The sequence below is a fragment of the Algoriphagus machipongonensis genome, from assembly GCF_000166275.1.
In the GTDB taxonomy this organism is placed as follows: domain Bacteria; phylum Bacteroidota; class Bacteroidia; order Cytophagales; family Cyclobacteriaceae; genus Algoriphagus; species Algoriphagus machipongonensis.
Map to the genome: position 1 here is coordinate 4,070,876 of NZ_CM001023.1, position 16,987 is coordinate 4,087,862.

Here is a 16,987-nt window from a genome sequence, read left to right on the forward strand (position 1 = left end):
AGTTTAAATCATTAGCTTTTTAAAAATTAACATAACCCAATTATTTGATGAACTTCAATTTTTCAAATCGTATACAATTCATACTTGGCCTGTTGATCTTTTTCACATTTTTTGAATCCTGTGATCAAGCTCAGAAAAAAGAAGAGGCCCCGCCCCCAGAAAAATCAGATAGTATTCTGAAAGATTACGTGATGGCACCTGATACTGCATTTAAATTTGAAGTGGTCAGAACCGTTACTGGACAAGACTATGATTTTCATGTCTTAAAAATGACTTCCCAGCATTGGCTAAGTCCTGATCTCGTAGATCAAACAGAATGGTGGCATTGGGTAAGTATAGTCGTCCCTAGAGAAACGAGCTTTGAAACTGGTTTGATGTGGATCGGCGGAGGAAGTACCAAGACAAAATTACCTGAAGAACCCGATCAGTTGATTTTACAAGCAGCTTTGCAAAGCAATTCCATTGTAGCCCAAGTTCATAACATACCCTTCCAACCCTTGACTTTCAAAAACGATCCGGAAGGCGCAAGAACTGAGGATGCCATCATTGCATATGGCTGGAGGAAATTTCTGGAAGGAGGCGCAAAAGATGAAGATGCTATTTGGCTGGCAAGACTCCCCATGACCAAGGCTGTGAAACTGGCGATGGATGCCACTTCGGAAATTGCCAAAACCTACTACGATATCAATCTAAAAAACTATGTAGTGGCAGGTGCTTCCAAAAGAGGGTGGACTACCTGGACTACAGCTGCAGTGGATGATCGAGTTGTAGCTATTATCCCTATTGTGATAGATATGCTAAACCTGGAGCCTTCCTTTAAACATCATTGGAAAAACTATGGTTTTTGGGCACCTGCTGTAGGAAACTATGTCAGTGAAGGCATCATGGAATGGATGGGAACACCAGAGTTTGATAGGCTCTTGGAGATTACCGAACCTTACTCCTTTTTACCTGAATTGGATATGCCAAAATTACTGATCAATGCCGCTGGAGATCAGTTTTTTCAACCAGATAGCTGGGAGTTTTATTGGAATGACTTAAAAGGAGAAAAACATGTGCAATACGTCCCAAATTTCGGTCATGATTTAAGTCAATCAGACGCCTTGCCCAATATGGTTTCCTTTTATTCCTCCGTGATCAATGAAATTGAAAGACCTAAATACCAATGGTCTATCGAAGGTGATAGGATATCCTTTCAGGCTGACAGTTCTAACCAGCCTATTTCTGTAAAAATTTGGACCGCATATAATGAAAGCACCCGGGATTTTAGAGTGGATGTCTTTGGACCCAACTGGACTTCGATAGAAATGGAATCCCAGGAAGATGGACTTTATGAATATCAAATGGAACAACCTGAGACAGGCTACAAGGCATTTCTGATGGAAGTCACTTTTGCAGGGCAGGCTCCTCTGAAAGTAACTAGCGGAGTGGAAGTCTTACCGAGAACCTACCCTTTTGAATACACAACTCCTGAACGGGAAGCTAATGCAAACTCAAATTAATCTCCCATGCTCAAATCACTATTTTTCACTGCTATCCTGGTCATTTCCCTAAACTCAATACTTATGGCACAATATGACGTCAATGAAGATGAAAGTAAAGTTCCGCCTTTAGCCCTCCCCGACCCTTTTATTAGCAAAGAAGGAAAGGTAATCACGAGCATTTCCGAATGGGAGAACATTAGAAGACCAGAGCTAATAAACCTTTTTACTGAGGAAGTATACGGTCCCATACCTGGAGACTTTGATGAAATAAAGTTTGAGGAAGTTTCTGAGAGTCAAAACCCATTGGAAGGGTTGGCTATTTTTAAGGAAATCGATATTAGGGTATCAAGAAAGGGTCAAAAACACAGCATGAGACTGAATTTATTTCTACCACAAAATAGCAGCAAACCCTCCCCAGTAATTCTGCTGGTCAATCACAGAGAAAAAAGTGAGGATGGTAAAATTGCTGAAGATGGCTACTGGCCAGTAGAAAACATAATCAAACGTGGATTTGCTACAGCATCTTTTCATGGCGAAACAGTTGCTCCAGATGATGCAGAACGATTCTCCGAAGGCGTTATTTCTAACCTTTATCCAGAAGAGCTTCCTAATCCAGCGGGCATGAGAACATTTGGGGCTTGGGGATGGGCTGCCATGAGAGCGATGGATTATTTTGAAAAAGATCCTTTGATTGATGCAAAAAAATCAACCATCGTAGGTCATTCACGGTCAGGAAAAACTGCTTTATGGACCGGTGCCATTGACGAAAGATGGTCGGTTGTTATTTCCAATGAATCTGGCTGCGGAGGAGCTGCTCTATCACGCCGTAAATTTGGAGAAACTGTCAAAATCATCAATAATGCTTTTCCACATTGGTTTAATGACAACTTTAAAAACTACGCAGATCATGAGGAATCCTTACCTATTGATCAGCACATGTTAGCCATGATGATGGCTCCTAGATCCGTTTATTTTTCCAGTGCTCGTGAAGATCGATGGGCAGACCCCAAAGGAGAATACCTATCTCTAAAAATCGGTAGCAGAATTTATTCTGAAATATATGAGCAGCCTGTTGCTTTTCCAGATGATTTTGAGAATCTCAAAGCCCCAGTATTACAAAAACATTCTGGATATCACATTAGAGAAGGAAAGCATAATTTAACTTTAGAAGACTGGAATCACTTCATGGATTTTATTGAGTTAAACCAATAAAAATTCAGGTAAGCACAAGACGGTTATTTAAACTATTTATTGCTTTTTGAAGCATTAATTTCAATTCATACACTTTAGCCCTAGCCTTTATGACCTACCTGATAAGCCTTTTTTTCCTGCTGGCTTTTAACAATAACTACCACCCCCAAGAAAAAGTAGAGGTCAAAATTCTAAAATCAGAATTCATCTATGAAAATGCTCCTTTTCCATCTTGTCATGCCTCCACTTTAGTTGAGACTCCTGATGGGATTATGGCAGCTTGGTTTGGTGGCACCTACGAAAGGCATCCAGACGTCAGCATATATACCGCATTATTATCGGATGGATCATGGTCAACCCCAAAGATGGTTGCCGATGGTGTGGAAAACAAAGATTTCAGAAACCCTACCTGGAACCCAGTTCTCTACAGAAATCCAAATGGACAGCTTGTACTTTTCTACAAGGAAGGACCAAATCCCAGAGAATGGTGGGGGCTATACAAAACCTCAGATGATGGAGGGAAAACTTGGTCAAAAGCAATACAAATCCCTCCCGGGATGCTTGGTCCTGTGAAAAACAAATCTGTTACCCTGGCAGATGGAACACTACTTCATCCCAGTAGCTTTGAAACCAATGGGGTTTGGAGCATGCACGTGGAAACCACAACTTCAGATATCCAGGATTGGAAAAAGATAGCTATAGACAACGGAGCTTTTCATGCTATTCAACCTACTGTATTAACCTATCCTAATGGAAAACTCCAGATGTTGGCAAGAACTCAGGAACATGTCATTGGCACCACTTGGTCCACCGACGGTGGAAAAACCTGGTCTCCAGTAAGCTCCACAGGTCTTGTACACAACAACTCTGGGATTGACGCGGTAACACTTAAAAATGGGGTTCAACTTCTGCTTTGTAATCCGATAAAAGAGGGAAGAAACAAGCTTTCATTGATGATGTCTGAAGACGGCGTTAATTGGGAAGAAATCCACGTGATGGAGGACCAGCCCGAAGGTGAGTTTAGCTATCCAGCAATTATCCAAGCCGAAGATGGCACTGTGCACATGACCTATACTTACAATCGGGAGAAAATAAAATACGTTTCCCTGTCTTTAGATTAAAAAAACTCTCCCAATTCTATGTCATTAATTACTCCAATTCAAGGGATCATTCCACCCATGGTTACCCCGCTAAACTCTGATTTTTCTTTAGATGAAGCGAGTTTACCAGTATTGATCGAACATATCATTTCCGGTGGTGTTCATGGCCTATTTATTTTAGGCACTACAGGAGAATTTGCCAGTTTGAGCAAAGAAGTTAAGAAGAAACTCATCGAATTAACTTGCCAGATTGTGAATAAAAGAGTTCCGGTGTTGGTCGGGATTTCTGACTGCTCATTTCAGGAAAGCATAGAGCTTGCAAGTTTGGCCAAAAAATCCGGAGCTGATATATTAGTTGCTACCAATCCCTTTTATGTGAATGTGGATCAAGACGAATTGATCAACTATTTTTCTCGGCTCGCAGATGAGGTTGCACTACCGCTTTTCCTCTACAATATGCCTTCCCATACCGGAATTCATTTAGAGTTAGAAACTATCAAATCACTAGCGAAACATTCCAATATTATTGGGATCAAAGACAGTTCTGGCAATAAAGAATACTTCCAACAGCTATGCGAAGCTTTTAAAAATCAACCTGGATTCACGGTCCTGATGGGACCCGAAGAGATTTTAAAAGAAGCCATGGAAATGGGTGGATCTGGAGGTGTCACCGGCGGAGCAAATCTTTTCCCAAAACTGTATGTACAATTTTATGAGTCCATCAAATCTGGGAATCTAGAAAATACTAAGAAGCTCAATGAAACAGTTCAGTTTTTAAGTCAAAACCTTTATCAACAAGGCACCTACAAGTCAAGCTATTTAAAGGGACTGAAAGCTTCCTTAAGCTTTGAAGGGCTTTGTCCAAATGTATTGGCTTTACCGCTCACATCCTTTGATGAGGATGAAGTCACCTCTTTAAAAGAGCGATATGCTGCCGTTAAAGAATCCGTCAATAGCAATTTATCTAAATGATCACCAACCTTTAATCTGCCATTCCCGACATGGATCTTCCCATTTTTGACCTCCTTGTTTTTTTAATCTATATGTTGGCGATAGTTGGCTTCGGGATTTCCTTTTCCTTTCGAAAAAGAACTTCATTGGACTTTACTACTGGGGGAGGAAGGCTACCCACTTGGGCGATAGGCATGTCAATTTTCGCCACTTTTGTGAGTTCAATCAGCTTTCTAGCCTTGCCGGGAAATGCCTACTTATCGAATTGGAATGGTTTTGTGTTCAGCTTATCAATTCCACTGGCAGCATGGATTGCAGTCAAGTTTTTTGTTCCCCTTTATAGAAAATTGAATAGCGAATCAGCTTATTTCTACTTGGAGCAGCGTTTTGGTCTTTGGGCAAGAGTCTATGCCTCTGTTTGTTATTTATTGACTCAGTTAGCCCGTATGGGGACCATCCTGTATTTATTGGCATTACCCATGAACGCACTATTTGGGTGGAGCATACCCATGATCATCATTATCACCGGAATCTCTGTGATTGGGTATTCCATGATGGGTGGAATTGAAGCCGTCATCTGGACCGATGCTATCCAAGGAATTGTATTAATTCTTGGGGCAATCACCTGCTTGGGCATCATTTTCTGGGAGATCCCTGGTGGGCCAACAGAAGTTTTTCGAATTGCTGCAGAGGGAGATAAATTCAGTTTAGGGAGCTTCCAATTAGACTTTACAAGCGCTACATTTTGGATGATTTTAGTTTATGGCTTATTTATCAATCTGCAGAATTTCGGGATAGATCAGAATTACGTTCAACGCTATATCAGCGCTAAAAATGAAAAAGAAGCCATCAAATCTACTTGGCTTGGAAGTCTACTCTATGTTCCGGTTTCCTTAATATTTTTCTTCATCGGAACAGCTCTTTTTGCTTTCTATCAAGCACAGCCAGATCTGCTTCCAGCTACTATTTCGGGCCTTGAAAACAGCGATAAGGTATTTCCTTATTTTATCGTCTCTCAATTACCTACCGGTATTACAGGATTGTTGATCGCATCGATTTTTGCAGCTGGAATGAGCTCAGTTTCTACCAGTGTAAATAGCTCTGCTACAGTCATACTTTCTGACCATTATAAAAAGTACATCCACCCTAATCCTTCAGAGAAAACCTCTTTATTCGTTTTGAAAGCAGCCTCTGTCCTAACAGGCCTCCTAAGCATCTTTGTTGGACTTGCTTTCAATGGAGTAGAAAGTGCTTTGGATGCTTGGTGGGCCTTGGCCTCCATTTTTAGCGGAGGAATATTAGGCTTATTCCTACTTGGGTTTATAGTAAAATCCACCCAAAGTAATCAGGCCGCCATTGCCGTATTAGCTGGAGTATTGGTCATCTTTTGGATGAGTTTGGGAAGCTTTTTCTTGACAGGAGATCTGGATATTTATCAAAACCCGCTCCATAGCAATATGACGATCGTTTTGGGAACATTGACCATTTTTATACTAGGTTTCTTGCTTACGCTTTCCGGCAAAAAGAAAAAACCAAGCCTTTAAGACTTGGTTTTTCTGGTTTTAAATCACATCAATATTCAAAGACACTGTGTTTTCAACTAGCAATTTTGCCCAGCTCTAATGAAAATCAGGTCACTAGCACAAAAGTTTATTAAAGTTAACATTTTCAAGAAGTTACTCCATATAAAACAAGTTAAGTTTTTTTTACTAGATCGGTCCTCTGTATGAGCAGTAGCGGTTGGTGTATGAAGCGTTTGGCATTTCGAAGCACTTCATTTTCAGTTTACCGTAAATTTCATTAATTGCTCTACATTTCATTTTAACCACTTATTGCCCAACGGTTAGTATAAGAAGCGTAGGGGAGTTTTGAAACACTGCACTTTCTGTTTACCACTTAGCCAATCCAAATATTTTTATAATTCAATTTACTTAAACATTATCAAAATTTTGGATTGGTGGACTATCTGAACTCTCGAACACCACCGAATTCCCTATGTTTTTTTAGCCCATGTGGTATGCCGTGTATTTTCCCTTTAGTAGCAGAATGTTTCGGTTTACCACTGTGCGATGGGCAGCCATACTCTTTGACAAGTTTTGGTTTGCGGGGTTGCATTAAGCGATTTGGCAATATGTATAGCTGAGAAGGGTAGGCTGCTTATTGGACATTTATCGAACATTCACCTTGTTATCGGACATTTATTGGACGCTTCTACCTTTATAAAGGTATTTGGATGTTTTTAAATCGCCTGTTTTTATCAATAAACCCTTTTCTACTAAATCAATAATGTCTCTACGAGCATTTCGATCGCCAATATCAAAGTTTTCAGCATAAGCAGTAGTTACTATTTCTCCCTTCGATTTCCATAACGGTCTCGGCTATGAAACGTGCCCCGAAGGGCATGTTTTTATAGCGATTGTTGTAGGTAGTTTTTTTTCTTTTTTCTGGTTAGTGAAGGAATACTCATTTGCAATTTTTGGATTGTGGGCTGGCTTGTGCAAATTGCAAATGTGAATGACTTGTGAAAATTACTCTCTCGAATCACCTTCATTACGTTCTTTCTCTATTTCAAATGGAATCCGCAATAAGTTGTCTTTTATGAATTTGACTGTATCATGTCCTATTTTTCCTGTCTTATTCCAAGCTTTCCATTCAGACACGCCATCGTAAACAACATGCCTTAGAAAAACGAGTACACCATTATCATCTTTTATCTCTTGCCAGTGTGGGTGGTTTGGGTTAAAGACAACAACTAATTCATAGTTCTCATTATTTTTTGTTGCCGAATCAGATATTACGTAAGGATCAAATGGAGACATATCTTCATCAGTATAGAGTTTTACAATCAAACTCCCCAGTTTGATAATTACAGGTTCTGATATTCTATTCACTACAGCCTCTAACAAGAAATTATTTGCTTTTTCTAAAGCAATTTCTGGTGGGATTTCAATATTCTCTATGAGATCAACGGTTACTTTGTTTTCCATTTCATGATGCAAATTGCCCATGGCTACTTCAATAGTCTTAACATCGGATATATCTACAGACTCCCTTACTCGTCTTGTTAGGGCTATCCTAACGAGTTCTTTAACTTCTTCTTTTAGTTTGTTTTCTAGTTGTTCTTCTTGTTCACCAGACCACAGAATTTGATCTTTTGTATGACTGACATCGAAACCGTCAATAAAAATTTCTCCAATGAGCCTTTGATTTACCAAATCATTCCTACCTCCATCTTGCTCACCAAATATTTCACTTGGACGATAATTTGTATTTATAACCCTTTCGGATTGAACAAGGGCAAAGCCAGCCTGACCTCGATCACCTCGATTTAAAACGCCTGCCCAACCTTTAACAGGTTTATCGTCAACAACAAATTCAAATTCCTTTTTTGTTCTTTCACCTTCAAAGTTTTCAACTAAAAGTTCGTCTAGGTTTTTCCAGCTTAAGTATTTATCCATCCACTTTATTTCTAATTTCTCAGAAATTAAATCATAGCGATAGATTGAAGATAAATAAGAACTAACCTTAGATAAGGTTCTACCCACAAACCTTCTATGCAAGCCCCAAACTCTAATAATTGTGTAATGTGAATCTTCTGGAACGTCCGTTTCATTCAATTCAAGAGAGATATTACCCTCCTCTATTTTTTCAATATCTACAAGAATGGAGAATTCTTTTTTACTTCCAAGTCGAGAAGTAGTAACAGACCATTTGTCACCAAGCCAAAACGAAGAGGTTTTTAGACCTAAACCGTATTTGCTGCGTCCTGTATTGATTTCTGGTTTTTGACCTGTATTAAATGCTCTTTTTAGGACTGCTTCATCCATCCCAATGGAGTTGTCCTTAATTTCAAAGTAATCATCTGAGAGGTTTTCTCCTCTATAGTATTCTATTAGGACGTGTAAGGTCTCACCATCTATTTTAAGTTGCTCGTCTAGAACATCTTTATTTTCATGATAAGCTTGAGTAGAGTTATCTATATATTCTGCCAGTGCATACCATAGCTTATAAGATAGCCTTTTATATGATTCAGCAATATTTGCGGTAAAAGTTAAATTGAAATTCTCCATTCTGGTTAGTTTTCTTTAATGTAGTACTCACTATTCTCTGATTTAATCAGATAGTATTTCTTGTTTATATTCAGAGGATTCTGCCCTTTCGGAATTAGATAAGTTGTATTTCCATCATCCAGCCTTTCCCACTTAGTTTTTCGTCCATTATCAATGACTATTAACTCCTCACCATTTCCTACATTCAGGATTTTAGGTGATGATACAGTCAGCATATTTGCGGGATATTTTGGAAATTTACATCTTGAACGAGCAATTTCAATTACTGGGTACTCTCCATCTATTTTGTATGCTTCGACCCCATCTGGATGATCAAACATTCCGAATACTAAAAGCCCAGTTCTTGGGTAAGATTTAGCTTCATTTGCCCATTTTGGGTATTCATCGACCATTATCAATACTCCAGGATCATCTTTGAGGATTAATTTCTTCAATCTCTTTTCACATAAATCGGAGTTTTTGCCAACTAAGTATGTTGATATTTCACTTGCATTGTATCGACCGTGTGAAAAGACTCGAATCTGAGTTTCGGTGTGTCCCTTGAATGGCTTTTTGCCTAGCTCGATCTCAATGACGTACCACCTACTATAGTCTTTTTTAATTAAGCATAAATCTGGCTGACTTGATTCTCCGTTATACTCAATAGTCTTTTTGAGAGGTAGAGTATAGTATTCTGGGAATACTTCCTCTGAACGGGCGATAATTGTACGTTCGAGTGTGTCTTCTACATAAGTTCCAGGTTCGAACTCTTCATACCAGTCATCTAGGATAAGTAATTTTGACTTTCCTTTCATATTCTATCACCCATAAAATGTTTTGTGCTTTCTTTTATCAAATCATAAGTTAAGTCCGATTCTCCATTGAGTCTGTGGTTTTCTTTGAATGGATTAATATCTGACAGGATTACGATTCTGTCCGTAGCTGTCGCTTTTCCTTTTGTTTCTCCCCATATCCGAGTGGTTTTATCAAATCCTTGAATATAGTCTGAGAAAATCCAAACGTTTTTAAAAAGCTTATTTTCTTTGACCATAACCGCGAACTCTCTAGCTAGTGGTATAACACTATCCTTTGATTTAGCAACATCGCCTATCACAAAAACACCAACTCCATTGGGTTTAAGCAGCTTTTTAAATTGACTTACTGTGTCTTTTGAAAACTTAATCCATTCAAACAAATTCAGATCATCATCTAGTTCTTCGGAAATCAATTCAGGATTGGCATCTAAAAACCAAGACCTAATCCAATTTTGGCGAGCGTAGTTGACTATGCCTAAATAAGGTGGAGAAGTAAGGATTAAATCAACTTTGCCTTTCAGTTTTTTAAACTCAGGTGTACTTGAAAGCGTTTTAGCATCGCTTCTATAAATCGAACTTTGACTTCTAGGAAAAGTGTGTTTTTCAAAGGTTCTTTTGATCTTCTCCCTGAGCAATTGAAAAGTGTTACGATATTCTCTATTGAGTTGGTTAGTCTGAACAAAGCGTCTCACATATTCAGGTGACATACTGAATGTATTAGGCATACTAATGGACAAGTAACCTGAACTCCCATCTTTTCTTTCTCCACCATGCATAATACCTAGTATAGTTCCAACAAGGATTTTTTCTTCCTTGCTTTTAGGCTCTTTTAGCATGAGTTTTAAGTAGCATAATTCTGCTAGAGTCCGAGGGTGAAAAATCAAATGGATTTCATCTGGCTGAGCTTTTGCTTCGGGCAGAAACAAAGGGTAGTCATAATTTTCTTCTAGCTCATCAATTAATTGCAAAATAGCTTCGGTGTCAGCTTGAACAGATTTTGCATGGCTTAAAGCAAGGGCAATAGGGTTTAAATCAGAAGCTACTGATTTCCGATTTAAAATTCTCGCTTCAAGAATCGTTGTTCCCCTTCCTGAAAATGGGTCATAAACAAGGTCTCCTTCATCGGTAAAAAACCTAATAAAGTAACTCGCCAAACTTGGTGGGAAGGAACCAAGATAGGAGCAGAGAGAGTGCAGAGGGTCATTGCTTCTTTTGTTTGCCCAAGGTGTAATATAGTTTACTTCATTCATGTCATTACACTGTCCTTTTCAACACTTTCAGTTATAATTGGCTCAAAGAAGTCGTTTATCATACCGCAAACAGTTTCACTTGCGTTTTTCAGGTATTCGTCACGTAATTTCTCAACAAATTCTCCTTGAAGTGACTCTTGATCTTCAGAGAATAGTTTTGACGGTTCTACTTTGTTCGCCATGAATGCATAAAAGGAAATATGCTCTAAGTACTTATTCTGAATGCTATCTACAGCTTCTTCACTGTAACGTTGAGCACGAGCGACAAGCTTTGTCAGATTCTTATTTTCAGCTGAAACATAAATGATAACTCCATCTTGATCGTCAAGAACTTGAGCTACACTTAAATCATTCCATTCATTTTCTTGGAACCATGGGTTATTTCTGTCTACAAATTCCACTTGGATATTTGGAGTTTTATTATCCCCGTCTCCTGAAGGATTGGAATCTTCTGGTCTTTCTATGGCAACTACGTCAACTGCAGAATTGAATGACTTTTGCCTAGGCGGTCGCAGTTCTAAAGTGATTTGGCCTTCATCACCAATTTGTGTTTCATCTGAAACTCTAAAGTGAGCCAATCCATAGCCATCAACTACACGAGCTGTTCCCGTGAACATACCGAAAGATTGAGGCTCAATAAATGCAACGAAAGTTTCAGCTTTATTGAAGTAGCTTGGGTGAGCATCTGTTTTGAACTTGATTGCGAAGCTTTTGTTTTGATACACTTCTTTGGGAGAAGGTGTAACAATCTCAAAAAATGTTGGTGGGTCTTCAACTGGAATCTCAGGTAATTTCTCACTATTATGTGATTCATTTGTTTTTGTGGCGGTTACTGAATTGCCACTTCCTGAACTTTTTAAGAATGTGTTGATTCTTCGGGCTAATCGCTTCCTTAGATTATCAAGTGCCGAAGTATCTTCTTGTGTAAAATAGCGTTGTTTCCTTTCTCTATCTAGTCGCTTCAATTCATCATCTGCTGCAAGTGTATCTAGGGTTAATTTTTTTAATTCTTCAAGAATTGAAGTGTCTCGAAGTGATTCTCTTGTGCTGCTGAAAAGCTGTCTTTTGGAATCATTATCCATGTTGTCAGCTTCAATTTGAACTATCAAGTAGTTGTCAAGGAATGGTAGTTTTAAGTCGTTTTTGATTAGCGTGTTACCAATGACTCCTTGTTTTTGACCATTGAATGTGATAACAATTGGTTGGGAAGGCATCACATAATTTTTGATCCTTGTTTTTGGATTATCACCTGTGGTGTTTAATACCCAATAGTAGATAATCACCTTCCCGTCCTTAAAAGTCAGAGGCACTTCTTGGCGGTAGTCTAAGAAGTCTGTATTTGTCAAGAGTCTATTATTTCCTGTAACTGTTCTATTTACGGGCTTTGAACCACGTTCATCCGAAATTGTAAATGGAATAATTGGGTCAAATAAGTAATTGTGAGCCAAATACCAAAGGCCTGTTCCTGGAGCAGTCATATTTCCCTTGAATTTGCCCAAGTCCATCATAATATGTCTCACTAATGTGCCTGGTTCAAATTCTTTATCGTCAATTTCAGTAACAAATGGTTGTCCAGTGCCTTTGTCGACCATGTATTCGTACCACTCATGCTTGTCTTTATTGACATCGCCTGGGTTTATACGGACAATAGTCCAAGCTACTTTTGGTTTTTTACGTTTGTCTCCGAAGAATGGTCTTGAAATAATTAGTGTCAAATTATTGTAGGATAAAGCAGTTGAGCCGCCTTGTCCATAGGCTCCCATCAAGTGTAGTTTGCCAATTTTATTGTTTCCATTAAGGTCAAGAATCGTCTTAGAAAACTGTTCAGGTTCTAATCCAATACCCAAATCTCTAATCTCGACTGTAGGTTTTGTTTTTTGACCTGAATCTGTCAATGTTACCTTGACTTTGGGCGAAAGACTTCTTAGTCTTTCATCATTGCTGTCTGAAATCTTCGAAATTTTACCTTGTTCAATATTGAACCATAATTCGCTCGCTCTTCTTGGCGTTTTAATATCTGTAGGTTCTTCTTGGTCAATCCATTCTTTTTCGAGAACGGCATCAATTGCATTGGTAATTCTTTCAGTTACTCCTGCAGCAGGGTCGGTTCCAATATTTATAGTCGCTAGATTGTTTTTTCTATTTCCAACTGGTTCAAAGCGATATTTCGCTTTGCCAATTTTCATTATCACTTCTCTGACTTGCTCTGGCTTGTGTGCTGCAAGAAGGCTTTTAAATATTTCTTTCATCGCTAAAAGTTGAATGAGTCAATGTTGTTCTTTAAGTTCTTTTTATAGAGTGTTTCCATAGTTTTTAGCTCATCCTTTATTGCTTTAATCATTTTCTGAACATCGTCTTCTGAGTATTCATAATTGTTAATGTTTGAGCATTTCGATAAGCTGCGAATCCCTGCAAGGAGCTTGTCTACTCGCTTAGAGGCTACACGCTTAAATCTATCTTTCTTTAGTTCAGAATTGTCCATAGTTCTGATATTTATTCAAATATAGCGTCAAAATTAATATTATTTACTACATAATACAATATATAGTAGTTTTTCTTTTCGTGGTTGGGAAGAAAACAGCTCTTTTGGTTTTTCAGCTTTGGCTTTGGGTGTCGGCAAAAACCAAATGTGCTTGAATGTGCGTTGGCTTTTTTTGTATGCTGCACAACACCTGTATATACGTAATTGCGTATATATCCATTATAGATTTTGTGCTTAGTCTAATTTTATACATCTGACTATCAGTGTTTTAATTTGATTACCCGACAACAAATGACAACAAACGTTTGTTGTCGGATAAAGTGAATCGATATCAAAAAAATCATCTAATCTCTGATACCTAAACAAAACCATAAGAACGGTATCAAAATCTTTAGTTCCTATACCCAGTACTGGGTATTTTTTTTCATTTTTAAGGGGGAAAACCTAAAAAAAAAGGGGCTACCAGCAATGCTGATAGCCCAGGTATAGGTTTGAAAACAAAAAAATAAAATCACATTTCCTTCATTTCAGTCACCACTTTGGTGATCGTCTGCTTGGCATCACCAAATAGCATAAGGCAATTTGGATAGCCAAAGAGTTCATTTTCCACCCCTGCATAGCCTTTGCCCATACTTCTTTTACTGACGATCACCGTTCTGGCTTTATCTGCATTCAATACCGGCATTCCATAAATTGGACTTTGTGGATTATTTCTTGCAGCTGGATTTACCACATCATTCGCTCCCACGATCAATACCAAATCGGTATTTTGAAAATCATCATTTATTGATTCCATTTCAATCAATTTGTCATAAGAAATATTGGCCTCGGCTAAGAGCACGTTCATATGTCCAGGCATCCTTCCAGCGACCGGGTGAATTGCAAATTTGAAGTCTATATTTCTTTTCTCGCATTGCTCCATTAATTCACGGATCACATGTTGCGCTTGAGCTACGGCCATTCCATAACCCGGAACTACAATCACAGAAGAAACAGAGTCAAAAAGCATGGCTGTTTCCTCTACTCCTACCTCTTTCACAGTGATGGATGGCCCATCACCTGCGGGACCAGAAGTAGTCTGTCCGAAACCTCCTAGCAACACATTGATTAGAGAGCGGTTCATCGCTTTACACATAATCTGTGTCAGGATAATCCCTGATGCTCCTACCAAAGAACCCGCTACAATCAGAACATTATTATTCAAAATGAAACCAGTGGCGCAGGCTGCCATTCCTGAGTAAGAGTTTAATAAGGAGATTACCACTGGCATATCCGCCCCTCCAATGGGTATCACGGTCAATACTCCCAAAACCAATGCAATGACAATCAATACAATGATCAAAATAGGGTCTGATTGATCCATCACATTAAATACGGCAGCTGTTAAAAAGCTTAGAAACAACACCAAATTGAGCGGGTGTTGACCTTTGAAAGTGATGGGGGAACCCGAAATATTTCCATTCAATTTTAGGAAAGCGATAATTGAACCTGTAAATGTCAGACCTCCAATAAATACCGAAACAATAATACTGATGACTGTAACCAGCTCAATGGATTCCATTTGAACGGTGGTACGAAGGAAGTAATCTGACAAGGCAACAGTAAAGGAAGCTAAGCCACCAAAACCATTGAATATGGCCACCATTTCAGGCATTTTGGTCATTTCCACCTTGTTGGCATAATAGAGTCCGATTGCAGATCCCAAGACAATACATCCAAATATTTCCACCATGGAAATAACCTGGATTTGAAGTAAGGTAGCGATGATGGCAATCAACATCCCCAAGGCAGACAATCTGTTTCCCTGCCGAGCGGATTTGGTTTTATTCATCATTTTGATCCCCAGCACAAAAAGGATGGAGGCAACCAAGTAAGCTATTTGAATAGTAATACTCATTTTTTCTTGAACATTTTAAGCATACGATCAGTAACAGTGTATCCACCCACCACATTGATGGTAGCCAATACCAGTGCGGCCATTCCCAGCCACTTACTTATGGTCACATAACCCATTTCATTACAGGCCAATAGTGCTCCCACGATGGTGATACCTGATATGGCATTCGACCCAGACATTAAAGGAGTATGTAAGGTGGGAGGAACTTTTGCAATCAGTTCAAACCCTAGAAAACTTGCCAGAACAAGTATATATATCAGAATAATCAGTGCTTCTGAGCTCATCTTTTGAGAAGTTTATTTCGATTGATTAATTATTTTATTGGTAAACTCATGTACCGTTTCGCCTTCGTAGGTAATCAAAACACCTTTAGTGATTTCTTCTTCCCTATCCAGGTTAAAGCCTTCGCTGCTTGCCAAATGCATCAGCAAAGTAGAAATGTTAGTGGCATACAGCTGACTGGCATTCGTAGGCAGTAAGGACGGAAGATTTGATTCACCCACGAGCGTAACTCCATGTTTGACTACAGTCTTATCTTTTTCAGAAATCTCACAATTCCCACCTGATTCTACGGCCATATCTACTATTACAGCCCCCTGTTTCATGGACTTTACCATATCTTCAGTAACCAAAATCGGTGATTTTTTACCCATGACAAGAGCAGTGGTAATGACTAAATCTGACTCTTTAATTTTACTTTGAATCAGTTCTTTTTGCTTCTGCAAAAACTCTTCAGAAACTTCCGACGCATATCCACCTTCTACCTTCACTCCTTCTGCCCCTTCCACAGTCAAAAACCTACCTCCTAAGGACTCCACTTGCTCTTTTGTTTCTGGCCTTACATCGGTCACCTCCACAATTGCACCCAAACGTTTTGCTGTCGCAATCGCTTGAAGCCCAGCTACCCCGGCACCAAATATCAATACCTTGGCGGGAGTAATAGTACCAGAAGCAGTCATCATCAAAGGGAAAATCTTCCCTAAATAGTTTGCTCCTAAAATCACCGATTTATACCCTGCCAAATTTGCCTGTGAACTTAAGGAGTCCATTTTTTGAGCTCTGGAAATTCTAGGCACAGCATCCATAGAAAAAGAAGAAATTTTCTTCTGATTCATGGCATCGAGAACCTCGGGATGGTTGTAAGCATACATCAAGGAAATACAAGCTGTACCTTCCTTCATTTTGGAGACCTCCTCTACTGTAAAGATATTCACCTTTAATAGCACTTGAGAATCAAATACATCTGACTGGCTGATGACTTGAGCACCTGATTTCTTATAATCCTCATCAGAAAAATAAGACGCCATTCCAGCTTCAGGTTCTACTGAAACCTCAAAACCTTTCTTAATCAAAAGTTTTATGACATCTGGGCTAAGTGCCACCCTATTTTCGAATGCTTTGGTCTCTTTTAAAACACCTATTTTCATTTTATAGTAGGTTGAGTAATTCTTTAAAAAGCGTTTAACTCTATAATATATTCAAAGAAAGTCTGAATTAACTGCTAAACCCACCTGCATTATCCTGAATTCTTCCACTTTCTTGATATTTTCTTTGGATAATCACCATATAGCCAAAACGCTATTTTAAACCAAAAAATAACCATTCAACATAAATTATTTTAAAAAACCATCATTTTTGAAACCAGTTTTTTGGAAATCGACAAAAATCACGATCATTCTTAGGCTTTTTATGCCCTAGATCATTTAATCTTACAATAATCTTTAGAAAATATCCTTTACCACTGATCCTTCTAGATTTACAGTTTAAA

General features: G+C 38.7%; 12 protein-coding genes and 1 pseudogene. 5 read left to right on the forward strand and 8 right to left on the reverse strand.

Going from position 1 to position 16,987, the window contains the following annotated elements:
* The first annotated feature begins 47 nt into the window (after positions 1-47).
* The 5 genes from ALPR1_RS17105 to ALPR1_RS17125 all read left to right on the forward strand — a co-directional run bounded on the left by ALPR1_RS17105 (position 48) and on the right by ALPR1_RS17125 (position 6,270).
* The gene (locus tag ALPR1_RS17105) at positions 48-1,502 is read left to right on the forward strand and encodes a PhoPQ-activated pathogenicity-related family protein (protein ID WP_008202571.1); all 1,455 of its coding nucleotides are present in this window, start codon (positions 48-50) and stop codon (positions 1,500-1,502) included.
* Positions 1,503-1,508: 6 nt separating this feature from the next.
* Positions 1,509-2,696, forward strand: a complete 1,188-nt coding sequence (locus ALPR1_RS17110; protein ID WP_008202572.1) for a glucuronyl esterase domain-containing protein — start codon at positions 1,509-1,511, stop codon at positions 2,694-2,696.
* 89 nt (positions 2,697-2,785) lie between these two features.
* The gene (locus ALPR1_RS17115) at positions 2,786-3,796 is read left to right on the forward strand and encodes a sialidase family protein (RefSeq protein WP_008202574.1); all 1,011 of its coding nucleotides are present in this window, start codon (positions 2,786-2,788) and stop codon (positions 3,794-3,796) included.
* Between the two features lie 18 nt (positions 3,797-3,814).
* Positions 3,815-4,747 (forward strand): dihydrodipicolinate synthase family protein, encoded by a 933-nt coding sequence (locus tag ALPR1_RS17120; protein WP_008202576.1) that lies wholly within the window; start codon positions 3,815-3,817, stop codon positions 4,745-4,747.
* 29 nt (positions 4,748-4,776) lie between these two features.
* Positions 4,777-6,270, forward strand: coding sequence for a sodium:solute symporter (locus tag ALPR1_RS17125; RefSeq protein ID WP_008202578.1), 1,494 nt, complete (start codon positions 4,777-4,779; stop codon positions 6,268-6,270).
* A 654-nt stretch (positions 6,271-6,924) separates the two neighbouring features.
* Here ALPR1_RS17125 and ALPR1_RS21105 read toward each other — a convergent pair.
* The 8 genes and pseudogenes from ALPR1_RS21105 to ALPR1_RS17165 all read right to left on the reverse strand — a co-directional run.
* A pseudogene (locus ALPR1_RS21105) lies at positions 6,925-7,077 on the reverse strand (DeoR family transcriptional regulator); the annotation flags it as partial.
* 177 nt (positions 7,078-7,254) lie between these two features.
* Positions 7,255-8,796 carry an ATP-binding protein gene (locus ALPR1_RS17130; RefSeq protein WP_008202580.1) on the reverse strand — a complete coding sequence of 514 codons (1,542 nt, stop codon included), beginning with the start codon at positions 8,794-8,796 and terminating at the stop codon, positions 7,255-7,257.
* 5 nt (positions 8,797-8,801) lie between these two features.
* Complete coding sequence (locus ALPR1_RS17135) at positions 8,802-9,590, reverse strand: hypothetical protein (RefSeq protein ID WP_008202582.1); 789 nt, start codon at positions 9,588-9,590, stop codon at positions 8,802-8,804.
* A complete protein-coding gene (locus ALPR1_RS17140) occupies positions 9,587-10,840 on the reverse strand; it encodes a DNA methyltransferase (RefSeq protein WP_008202584.1) in 1,254 nt (417 codons plus the stop codon). The genes ALPR1_RS17135 and ALPR1_RS17140 overlap by 4 nt, the downstream gene beginning before the upstream one ends.
* Complete coding sequence (locus ALPR1_RS17145) at positions 10,837-13,089, reverse strand: hypothetical protein (protein WP_008202586.1); 2,253 nt, start codon at positions 13,087-13,089, stop codon at positions 10,837-10,839. Before ALPR1_RS17145 ends, ALPR1_RS17140 begins: the two co-directional genes overlap by 4 nt.
* A 744-nt stretch (positions 13,090-13,833) precedes the next feature.
* Positions 13,834-15,219, reverse strand: a complete 1,386-nt coding sequence (locus tag ALPR1_RS17155) for an NAD(P)(+) transhydrogenase (Re/Si-specific) subunit beta (RefSeq protein ID WP_008202591.1) — start codon at positions 15,217-15,219, stop codon at positions 13,834-13,836.
* Positions 15,216-15,503, reverse strand: coding sequence for an NAD(P) transhydrogenase subunit alpha (locus ALPR1_RS17160; RefSeq protein ID WP_008202592.1), 288 nt, complete (start codon positions 15,501-15,503; stop codon positions 15,216-15,218). Before ALPR1_RS17160 ends, ALPR1_RS17155 begins: the two co-directional genes overlap by 4 nt.
* A gap of 12 nt (positions 15,504-15,515) precedes the next feature.
* The gene (locus ALPR1_RS17165) at positions 15,516-16,646 is read right to left on the reverse strand and encodes a Re/Si-specific NAD(P)(+) transhydrogenase subunit alpha (RefSeq protein ID WP_008202594.1); all 1,131 of its coding nucleotides are present in this window, start codon (positions 16,644-16,646) and stop codon (positions 15,516-15,518) included.
* Between the last annotated feature and the right edge of the window lie 341 nt (positions 16,647-16,987).

What these genes read in the sequence shown, in the direction of transcription:
- ALPR1_RS17155 (WP_008202591.1), bottom strand. Translation starts at nt 15,219, where the DNA reads ATGAGTATTACTATTCAAATAGCTTACTTGGTTGCCTCCATCCTTTTT.
- ALPR1_RS17135 (WP_008202582.1), bottom strand. Translation starts at nt 9,590, where the DNA reads ATGAAAGGAAAGTCAAAATTACTTATCCTAGATGACTGGTATGAAGAG.
- ALPR1_RS17120 (WP_008202576.1), top strand. Translation starts at nt 3,815, where the DNA reads ATGTCATTAATTACTCCAATTCAAGGGATCATTCCACCCATGGTTACC.
- ALPR1_RS17140 (WP_008202584.1), bottom strand. Translation starts at nt 10,840, where the DNA reads ATGAATGAAGTAAACTATATTACACCTTGGGCAAACAAAAGAAGCAAT.
- ALPR1_RS17115 (WP_008202574.1), top strand. Translation starts at nt 2,786, where the DNA reads ATGACCTACCTGATAAGCCTTTTTTTCCTGCTGGCTTTTAACAATAAC.
- ALPR1_RS17145 (WP_008202586.1), bottom strand. Translation starts at nt 13,089, where the DNA reads ATGAAAGAAATATTTAAAAGCCTTCTTGCAGCACACAAGCCAGAGCAA.
- ALPR1_RS17165 (WP_008202594.1), bottom strand. Translation starts at nt 16,646, where the DNA reads ATGAAAATAGGTGTTTTAAAAGAGACCAAAGCATTCGAAAATAGGGTG.
- ALPR1_RS17105 (WP_008202571.1), top strand. Translation starts at nt 48, where the DNA reads ATGAACTTCAATTTTTCAAATCGTATACAATTCATACTTGGCCTGTTG.
- ALPR1_RS17125 (WP_008202578.1), top strand. Translation starts at nt 4,777, where the DNA reads ATGGATCTTCCCATTTTTGACCTCCTTGTTTTTTTAATCTATATGTTG.
- ALPR1_RS17110 (WP_008202572.1), top strand. Translation starts at nt 1,509, where the DNA reads ATGCTCAAATCACTATTTTTCACTGCTATCCTGGTCATTTCCCTAAAC.
- ALPR1_RS17160 (WP_008202592.1), bottom strand. Translation starts at nt 15,503, where the DNA reads ATGAGCTCAGAAGCACTGATTATTCTGATATATATACTTGTTCTGGCA.
- ALPR1_RS17130 (WP_008202580.1), bottom strand. Translation starts at nt 8,796, where the DNA reads ATGGAGAATTTCAATTTAACTTTTACCGCAAATATTGCTGAATCATAT.